The organism is Labrenzia sp. OB1, from assembly GCF_001624695.1.
Taxonomy (GTDB): domain Bacteria; phylum Pseudomonadota; class Alphaproteobacteria; order Rhizobiales; family Stappiaceae; genus Roseibium.
Window position 1 is genome coordinate 304,866 of sequence record NZ_JSEP01000006.1, and the last position, 7,057, is coordinate 311,922.

A 7,057-nucleotide genomic window follows, 5' to 3' on the forward strand; every position below is an offset into this window, starting at 1 on the left:
CAATGTATAGATTTAGACTTTTTTAAGTGCGGCTTTTCACTATGCAATCACTAATGCAACCATAGCTAATTATAACAATTAGACCATCTGTTCGAAATGCAATTACACAATCGAAGTTTCAACCAACAGACCTTCTTTACAAGGATCGACATGTCAGCTCATCGTATTTCAGCCCAGGAGACTGGTCTCTTCAGCCCGGCCCCTCCCGGCGTTCCAATGAGCTCAATGCTGGAGAAGCTGGAATACGCGCTTCAGCCTGTCGCCGATATCGGAACCGGTGTTGTCTATGGCTACGAAGCCCGGCTTCTTAACATCGACCTGTGCGGCGCGGACTCGCCCGGCGACCTGTTCGACCGCGCCTGCGCCGAGGGTGTCCTGGCGGAACTGGAAACTTCCCTCCTGCGCAAGGCTCTCGAGCAGTTCAGCCGCCTGAACATCGCCCAGGATTCCAAGCTCTACTTCAAACTGGATTCACGCAACCTTGGCGAGGAGAACGATCCGCGCATGGAGCTGGCGGATCTGGTGCGCGAAGCCGCGCTTGAGCCGAATCAGATCTGCCTGGAATTCTCCGAGCGCCACCGTCAGACGTTCGATGATGTCACCCATCATGCCATCAGCGGCCTCAGACAACTCGGCTTTCTGGTGGTACTGGACGATTTCGGACGCGGATCTTCCGAGTTGCGGCTTCTGCATGACCTGTCTCCGGACTTCGTCAAGATCGACCGTTTTTTCCTGAACGGCATCGACAGTGACCCGCGGCGCAAACTGTTCGTCACCACCGTCACCAATCTCGCCCATGTGCTCGGCGCGCGGGTCATCGCAGAGGGCGTTGAGACCGAACGCGAATTCAAGGCATGCCGGGACGCGGGATGCGACCTCCTGCAGGGTGAATTCGTTGCCGGCCCCTTTCAGGACGCCTCCCAGGCAAAGCTCTTCTACGATCATATCCGCCCCGCCGGATCCGGCCGCAAGCAGCGGGACGAACAGGAGCGCATCCGCAACGAGCTGCTGCTGTTACCCACCATTCAGTCCAGCGTATCCATGAACGAGCTTCTCGACATGGTCGTCCATAACCAGGAAGCCAACGTTATCCCGGTACTGGATTCCAACAGGGAACCGCGCGGACTGATCCACGAACGGGATCTGAAGGCCTATCTGTACGCGGGCGCTCCGGAGGATGAGGACACAAGAGCCGCGCTGGACTTTCCGCTTCGCTCCTTTGTCCGTGCCTGCCCGGTTGCCGATATCGATTCCAACGCGGACATGCTCCTGGTGACCTTTGCCTCCTCGATCAATTCGGACGGCATTATCATCACCGAGAATTTCCGGTATTGCGGCTTTCTGTCCGCAACCTCGCTCCTGAAGATCATCCACGAGAAACGTTTGCAGGAAGCGCAGGACCAGAACCCCCTTACCCGCCTGCCGGGGAATGGCGCCATCATGCGCTTCATTTCGCAAACCGCCGGCAAGGGATCGAAGGTCAGGCACCTGTGTTACCTGGATTTCGACAACTTCAAGCCCTTCAACGATACCTACGGCTATCGGCAGGGCGACAGGGCCATCATCCTGTTCAGCGAACTTCTGCAGCGACACATTTCCGGAAAAGGCACCTTTGTGGGACACCTTGGAGGGGACGACTTTTTCGCAGGCTTCTCAAATAGCGACCAGACAGATGTCGCCGCAAGACTGCTCACCCTCCAGCGTGCCTTCCGCGTGAACGTGGAAAGCTTCTATGAGCCTGAGCATCGCGCCCAGGGGTATATCGAGGCCCAGGACCGGTTCGGCACCAATCGCCGGTTTCCGCTGCTGCAATGCTCCATCTCTATCCTGACCCTGCCGCGCAACACGACGCTGCACCCGGACCAGCTGAATGACGAGATCTGGAAGCTGAAACGGGCTGCCAAACGCTCCGACGACGGTCTTGCGGTCAAGTGCCTTGCGGCCTGACGCTCCTGTCATTTGTCAAAACAAGCCCGAACCCGGCCAGTAGCCTTTCCAGTACAGGATCCTTTGGCGCAGACGTGAATACGGCGCTGTCCGATGCTTGCACCGGCCCTTCCGCCACAGTGCTGCCCAGAACCCGCACAAGTTGACGCGCAATGGCTTCCGCCGGGTCCAGCCAGTCCACCGGCCATGGCGCGATCTTGCGGAAGCGGTTGGCCAGAAGCGGATAATGCGTGCAGGCCAGCACGATGATGTCGGTGCGCCGCCCCTCCCGCTCCACGAAACAGTCCGAAATTTCCGCCAGAAGGTCGTCATCAGAAACCGCGTCGCCGCGCATATGGTGTTCCGCCAGCTCCGCCAGCGTGTCGGAGCCCACCAGACGCACGTGGCACTGGCCGGCGAAACTGTCGATCAGGCCCCTGGTATAGGCGCGGCGCACGGTGCCCGGAGTTGCCAGTACCGAAATCAGGCCGGAAGACGTCCGCTCCGCCGCCGGTTTGATCGCCGGTACCGTGCCGACGAAGGGCACCTGCGGATGAGCCTTGCGCAAGGCCTCGCCGACAAGGGTGAAGGCGGTGTTGCAGGCGATCACGACCGCCTTGGGGCGATGGGCCGCGATGAGGCCTTCGAAGAGCGACAGGAGCCGCGCCTTGAGATCGGCTTCGGGCCAGCGGCCGATCGGAAAAGCCGCGTCATCGGCGACATAAAGCAGATGCTCGTAAGGCAGCAGATAGCGGGCTTCGCGCAGAACCGTCAGTCCGCCGAGCCCGGAATCGAAGAAGAGAACCGGACCCACCGGTGTCGCGGGGGACGCCTCATTCTTCACTTTTGCTGCCGCCCCGCTTCTTGCGCGGCCGGGTTTCGCGCTTTTCCAGCGCGGCGATCACGCCGCGCAGCGAGCGGACTTCCTGGTCTGTCAGTTGCGCCTTCTGGAAAATGTTGCGAAGTGTCAGAACCATATGCGGGCGCCGCTCGGGTGGACGGAAGAATGTCGCCGCGTCCAAAGCCCCTTCCAGGTGCTCGAAGAAACGCACGATCTCGTCCTTGTTCGCCGGGGGATGCTCTTCTTCCGACAAAAGGAAAGGCAGCGCGCCGGATGTGGCATGCTTGCGCCACTCATAGGCACACACCAGCACCGCCTGAGCGATGTTCAGGGACGCGAAATCCGGATCGACGGGCAAGGTGACGATTTCGTCCGCCAGAGCGATCTCATCGTTGTTGAGGCCCCAACGTTCGCGTCCGAACAGATATCCCGTGGCATGCGCGTTTTCACCCAGTTGCACGGATTTGGCCGCGGCTTCATCCGGCCCGCGAACCGGTTTGGAGACCTCCCGGGCGCGCGCCGTCGTCGCGAACACGAACTGCAGATCGGCTACCGCAGCCTCGACGCTGCTAAAAACCTGCACGTTGTCGATGACATGATCCGCCCGAGCCGCGGCGGCGCGCGCGCTGTCGCTTGGCCAGCCGTCGCGCGGGTTGACGATCCTGAGGTCGACCAGTCCGAAATTGGCCATGGCCCGCGCCGCCGTGCCGATATTCTCGCCAAGCTGCGGCTCGCACAGGATCACCGCCGGCGGCTTTGCCGTCACGTTGCGGGCTTCATCCCTGATTTTCGCGTTCTTGCTCATGGGAGCCGGATTTAGCGGTTTCTTGGAAAAATGGAAAGCTGGTTCAAACCGTTTTTCCGGCGCCCGAAACTTGACGGGAACAGGCGACTCTTTCCGGAACAACAACCGGAAGACAACTTTAACGAGTTGATTCTTTTAACAAAAATTATGACGTGAAGTCGCGATCCGGGTAATAATTGATAAAAACAACAATGCGAATCATGAAGTCACCATGCCGATGCCGCAAACCCATTTTCACGCTTCCCTGGACTTCGACGCCTTCCTTCTGGATGTTCGCGACACCTGCATACTGCAGACACATCATCAGGCCTACCAAACCCTGCGCGCGGTTCTTCACACCTTCCGTGCCTACCTGACCACCGCGCAGGCACTTGAATTTGCAAACATCCTGCCGGCTGTCACAAGGGCAATCTTCGTCGAGGACTGGGTCGAGGATTGGCAGCCTGAAGAAACGCCCCCGTCCTTTCCGAACCGCAACGCGCTGACGCGCAAGGTCAAATCCGTGCGCCAGAACCACAATATGGCTCCGGACAGCGCAATATCGGATGTCGCAAAGGCCCTCAGACGATCCTCGGTCGATGAAAGACAGCTGGATCGCGTGCTTGCCAGATTGCCCGAGGGCGCGGTCGATTTCTGGACGCCTCACTCCTGATGCCTGCTGTCGGACTTGCTTCCGATTGCCTTTTCGTCAGCCTTTGCTAGAACTCCCCGGGACAGGCCGTCTCCGCCTTCCGGAGGGCTGGCAATTGATTGCGTACAATTGTATACGCATTTCGAAATTCCATCGGAGCACGCGATTTCCGCTCCACAGGATAACGTACCTAACGCTAAGGAAATGGAAGAGTCATGGCCGACATCATCTACACCAGGGTCGACGAGGCACCGGAACTGGCAAGCGCCTCATTCCTGCCGATCATCCGCTCCTTCACAAAGGCAGCCGGCCTGACCATCGGCACGAAGGACATTTCCCTTGCCGGCCGTATCCTCGCAAATTTCCCGGAATATCTGAGCGCAGACCAGAAACAGCCCGACGACCTGGCCGAACTTGGCAATCTGGTCAAGCAGCCGGAAGCGAATGTCATCAAGCTGCCGAATATTTCCGCCTCCCAGCCGCAGCTCAACGCAGCGATCAAGGAGTTGCAGGCACAGGGCTACAAACTTCCGGACTACCCTTCCGAGCCGAAGACGGACGAGGAAAAGACCGTCAAGGCGAAATACGACGCCATCAAGGGGTCCGCCGTGAACCCGGTCCTGCGCGAGGGCAATTCCGACCGCCGCGCGCCGAAGGCCGTCAAGGAATACGCCCGCAAGAACCCGCACCGCATGGGTGCGTGGCTGCCGAGTTCCAGGACACATGTCGCCACGATGGACGCGAACGATTTCCGCGCCAATGAAAAGTCCTTGACCGTTCAGGCTACCTCCGCCGGCACCGCGAAGATCGAATTCGCTGCCGCAGACGGCGCCGCCACGACGCTCAAGGGGGACTGGCCGCTGGAAGAAGGCGATGTCATCGACGCCACCTACCTGAGCGTCAGGGCGCTGGACGCATTTCTGGCCAGGGAAATCCGCGACGCCAAAGACCAGGGCATCCTGTTCTCCCTGCATTTGAAGGCCACCATGATGAAGGTCTCCGACCCGATCATCTTCGGCCATTGCGTCAAGGTTTTCCTGAAGGACGTTTTTGACAAGCATACGGCCACCTTTGCCGGGCTCGGCGTCAATCCGGATCTCGGTATCGGCGACCTGGAAGCCAAGGTAGCCACCCTGCCGGCCGTCAAGGCGACGGAAATCCAGGCCGATATCAAGAACGCCCTGGACAACGGACCGGCCTTGTACATGGTGAACTCGGACAAGGGCCTCACCAACCTGCATGTCTCTTCCGATGTCATCATCGATGCATCCATGCCTGCGCTGATCCGCGCCGGTGGCAAGGGCTGGGGCCCGGACGGCAAGGAAGCCGACTCCAAATGCGTGATCCCGGACAGTTCCTATGCGGGCGTCTATTCGGCGGTGATCGACTTCTGCCGCGAAAACGGCGCGCTGGATCCGGCCAAGATGGGCACCGTGCCGAATGTCGGCCTGATGGCCCAGAAAGCCGAGGAATACGGGTCTCATCCTCAGACCTTCAAGGCACCGGCAACCGGCACGATCCGCATCGTCGACCAGGCCGGCAACACGTTGATCGAGCATTCGGTTGAAGAAGGCGACATCTGGCGCGCTTGCCGCACCAAGGACGCGCCGATCCGCGACTGGGTCAAGCTCGGCGTCACACGGGCCCGCCTGTCGGGCATGCCGGGCATATTCTGGCTGGACAAGAGCCGCGCCCATGACGCGGAACTGATCAAGAAGGTCGAAGCCTATCTGCCCGATCACGACACCAACGGGCTTGACCTGAAGATCATGGCGCCGAAAGACGCCGCAAGGTTCACCACCGAGCGCATCGCGCGCGGCGAAGACACGATCTCCATCACCGGCAACGTGTTGCGCGACTACCTGACGGACCTCTATCCGATCCTTGAAGTCGGCACCTCCGCCAAGATGCTGTCCATCGTACCGCTCATGAACGGCGGCGGTCTCTTTGAGACCGGTGCCGGCGGTTCGGCTCCCAAGCATGTTCAGCAGCTCATGGAGGAAAACTACCTCCGCTGGGATTCGCTGGGCGAATTCTGCGCTCTCGGCGCTTCGCTCGAACATCTTGCCAACGCCAAGGGCAACACCAGGGCCGCAGTCCTCGCAGAAACCCTGGACAGCGCCATCGAAAAGCTGCTCGACAACGACAAGTCCCCGTCCCGCAAGGTCGGCGGCCTGGACAACCGCGGCAGCCATTTCTATGTGGCGCTCTACTGGGCCCAGGCTCTCGCGGCACAGGACAAGGATGCGGACCTGAAAGCACAGTTCACACCGGTTGCCGAGGCGCTGACCTCCAACGAGGAGGCCATTGTCGCCGAGCTGAACGGCGTTCAGGGCGGACCGGCCGATACCGGCGGCTATTATCACGCCCCGCAGGCCAAGGTCGACGCCGTCATGCGTCCGAGTGCGACGCTGAACGGCATCATCGGCTGACCTGACAGAAGACCTGAAACGACGAAAAAGGGCGGCCATTCGGTCGCCCTTTACACTTCTGAGACAGGCGCTCGTCCTCCCTCGCCTGCCCGAAAACAGTTCTTCATCGTCATGCCATGGCTTGACCCACTGCTGTCCGGTTTAAATTGGATTAAGGTTTAGGGTCATCTGCCTTGTGTCTGTTTCCGGTGGTGGTTTGTGAGTGTTTAGTGCGTTGATTGTGCGTCGATGCATGAGGTTGAGGCGAACAAGGCGTGCGAAGGCGAGTGGTTGCTTGACTGCGGTCTGGGTCGCCTGAGCGGCTCTCAGCAGGATATAGGCGATCAAGGCGATGAAGATCTGGATGCGTACGGCATTCTCGGACGTTCCGAGGAAATGCCGGATCTTCAGGTTCTGCTTGATCCACTTGAAGAACAGCTCGA

Annotated in this window: 5 protein-coding genes and 1 pseudogene; 3 read left to right on the forward strand and 3 right to left on the reverse strand. The window is 59.7% G+C overall.

Annotated elements, in window-relative coordinates:
• Positions 1–216 precede the first annotated feature (216 nt).
• Positions 217–1,947: an EAL domain-containing protein gene (locus tag OA90_RS10845; RefSeq protein ID WP_208986077.1), complete on the forward strand. Its 1,731-nt coding sequence runs from the start codon at positions 217–219 to the stop codon at positions 1,945–1,947.
• Here OA90_RS10845 and murI read toward each other — a convergent pair.
• Complete coding sequence (gene murI / locus OA90_RS10850; RefSeq protein ID WP_068410594.1) at positions 1,928–2,770, reverse strand: glutamate racemase; 843 nt, start codon at positions 2,768–2,770, stop codon at positions 1,928–1,930. The genes OA90_RS10845 and murI overlap by 20 nt on opposite strands.
• Positions 2,760–3,572, reverse strand: a complete 813-nt coding sequence (locus OA90_RS10855) for an RNA methyltransferase (RefSeq protein ID WP_068410597.1) — start codon at positions 3,570–3,572, stop codon at positions 2,760–2,762. Before OA90_RS10855 ends, murI begins: the two co-directional genes overlap by 11 nt.
• Before the next feature lie 211 nt (positions 3,573–3,783).
• On the opposite strand from OA90_RS10855, the gene OA90_RS10860 reads away from it, so the two are divergent.
• Together OA90_RS10860 and OA90_RS10865 are read left to right on the forward strand one after the other, a co-directional pair.
• A complete protein-coding gene (locus OA90_RS10860; protein WP_068410601.1) occupies positions 3,784–4,224 on the forward strand; it encodes a DUF2267 domain-containing protein in 441 nt (146 codons plus the stop codon).
• A 194-nt stretch (positions 4,225–4,418) separates the two neighbouring features.
• Complete coding sequence (locus tag OA90_RS10865; RefSeq protein ID WP_068410604.1) at positions 4,419–6,635, forward strand: NADP-dependent isocitrate dehydrogenase; 2,217 nt, start codon at positions 4,419–4,421, stop codon at positions 6,633–6,635.
• Between the two features lie 141 nt (positions 6,636–6,776).
• Here OA90_RS10865 and OA90_RS28995 read toward each other — a convergent pair.
• Positions 6,777–7,057: pseudogene (locus OA90_RS28995) on the reverse strand (IS4 family transposase); the annotation flags it as partial.